This is a genomic window from Symbiobacterium sp. (assembly GCF_040797425.1).
In the GTDB taxonomy this organism is placed as follows: Bacteria; Bacillota; Sulfobacillia; order Symbiobacteriales; family Symbiobacteriaceae; genus Symbiobacterium.
Map to the genome: position 1 here is coordinate 1 of NZ_JBFNEH010000118.1, position 2,399 is coordinate 2,399.

Below are 2,399 nucleotides of genomic sequence, written 5' to 3' on the forward strand. Positions count from 1 at the left end.
ACGTGGTTCAGTTCCCCAACGGCAACGCGGCGGCCACCCCGCTGGTGTCCGAGGCGATCCGCAACGACCCGGGCATCTACCCGAGCGAAGAGGTCATGAAGAAGCTGTATACCTTCCCCGACCTGCCGGCCAAGACCCAGCGGGCGATGACCCGCAGCTGGACCAAGATCAAGTCCGGCAAGTGATCCGCGAGGAGCCCGGCGGCGCCTGAAGCCGCCGGCGCTCCGGCACGAGAGAACCGGAACGCGGCCGGGCTTCCTCCGGCCACGCTCCCCTGCGAAGAGGTTCGACTCTTTTGCCCGTTCGTCCAGACGCTTCCTCCTGGGGGCCCGACGACCGGACGCAGTATCGACGACGAAGACGCTGCCATGGGCGCTGCGCCAATCTGCCGCGCCGGGGCCGGTCGTGTCGCTCGCACCGGGGCCGAGGGCCCGGAAAACCTGAAACCAACACGCCGGTAGGGAACCCAGCTCACTCATGTTTCCCGGCGGAATCGTCGGGTTGTCATGAAACCCGAGTGATCTGGGCTTACATCGGCACTTGAAGAACACGGGTCGAACAGGCAGGGTGCTGCCGTGAAAAGGCCCGGAACAGGAGTCGGACATGCAACATTCCATTGGCAAGACACTGCTGGTAGCCGCTCTGGCTACGGCGATCGCGGGCCCCGTGCAGGCGGAGAAGAAGAGCCTGCACATCTATAACTGGACCGATTACATCGCTCCCACCACCCTCAAGGACTTCACCAAGGAGAGCGGGATCGACGTCAGCTACGACGTCTTCGACTCCAACGAGACCCTCGAGGGCAAGCTGGTCTCCGGCCACTCCGGCTACGACATCGTGGTGCCGTCGAACAACTTCCTCGGCAAGCAGATCCAGGCCGGTGCCTTCCAGAAGCTGGACAAGAGCAAGCTGCCGAACTGGAAGAACCTCGATCCGGCGCTGCTCAAGCAGCTGGAGGTCAGCGACCCGGGCAACCAGTACGCGGTTCCCTACCTGTGGGGCACCAACGGCATCGGTTACAACGTGGCCAAGGTCAAGGAAGTCCTCGGCGACCAGCCGATCGACTCCTGGGCCATCCTCTTCGAGCCGGAGAACATGAAGAAGCTCGCCAAGTGCGGCGTGGCCTTCATGGACAGCGGCGACGAGATGCTGCCCGCCGCCCTCAACTACCTGGGGCTGGACCCCAACACCCACGACCCGAAGGACTACAAGAAGGCCGAGGAAGTCCTGACCAAGGTTCGCCCCTACGTCAGCTACTTCCACTCCTCCAAGTACATCTCCGACCTGGCCAACGGCAACATCTGCGTCGCCTTCGGCTATTCCGGGGACGTCTTCCAGGCCGCTGCCCGCGCCGAAGAGGCCGGCAAGGGCATCGACATCCAGTACGTGATTCCCAAGGAAGGCGCCAACCTGTGGTTCGACCTGATGGCGATTCCCGCCGATGCCAAGGCCGCCGATAACGCCTACGCGTTCATCGACTACCTGCTGCGTCCGGAGGTGATCGCCAAGGTCAGCGACTACGTCGGCTACGCCAACGCGATACCGGGGGCCCGCCCGCTGATGGACAAGAGCGTCAGCGACAGCGAGGAGGTGTATCCGCCGCAGGCCGTGCTCGACAAGCTCTACGTTTCCGCCGTGTTGCCGGCCAAGGTGCTGCGCCTGCAGACCCGTACCTGGACCCGGATCAAGACCGGCAAATAAGTTCAAATTCCGCCCGGTAGCGTGACCGGGCTCAACGACTTGGGAGTTGTGGTAATGGCGATAGCCTCCGGTGCCTACAAGAAAGCCCTAGAGGGCAACCAGCAGCCGAAAGAGGTGCTGGTAAAGATCGACCGGGTAACCAAGCAGTTCGACGAGACGCTGGCGGTGGACACCGTGTCCCTGACCATCAACAAGGGCGAGATCTTCGCCCTGCTCGGCGGCTCCGGCTCGGGTAAATCCACCCTGTTGCGCATGCTCGCCGGTTTCGAGCGGCCCACCGAGGGGCGGATCTTCCTCGATGGCCAGGACATCACCGACCTGCCGCCCTACGAGCGGCCGATCAACATGATGTTCCAGTCCTATGCGCTGTTCCCGCACATGAGCGTGGCGCAGAACATCGCCTTCGGCCTCAAGCAGGACGGCCTGCCCAAGGCCGAGATCGACGAGCGCGTGGCCGAGATGCTCAAGCTGGTGCACATGACCCAGTACGCCAAGCGCAAGCCGCACCAGCTCTCCGGCGGCCAGCGCCAGCGGGTGGCCCTGGCTCGTTCGCTGGCCAAGCGGCCGAAGCTGCTGCTGCTCGACGAGCCGATGGGCGCGCTGGACAAGAAGCTGCGCTCGCAGATGCAACTGGAACTGGTGGAGATCATCGAGCGCGTCGGCGTGACCTGCGTGATGGTGACCCACGACCAGGAAGA

At 63.8% G+C, this 2,399-nt stretch carries 2 protein-coding genes and 1 pseudogene; all 3 read left to right on the top strand.

Translation table 11 applies throughout. From position 1 onward, the window contains the following. Positions 1–185 (top strand): annotated as a pseudogene (locus AB2385_RS16885) (hypothetical protein); the annotation flags it as partial. A 418-nt stretch (positions 186–603) separates the two neighbouring features. Beyond that, the gene (gene spuE / locus AB2385_RS16890; protein ID WP_003084301.1) at positions 604–1,701 is read left to right on the top strand and encodes a spermidine-binding protein SpuE; all 1,098 of its coding nucleotides are present in this window, start codon (positions 604–606) and stop codon (positions 1,699–1,701) included. Between the two features lie 54 nt (positions 1,702–1,755). Continuing rightward, the coding region (locus AB2385_RS16895) for an ABC transporter ATP-binding protein (protein ID WP_367656177.1) at positions 1,756–2,399 on the top strand (644 nt) is incomplete at its 3' end.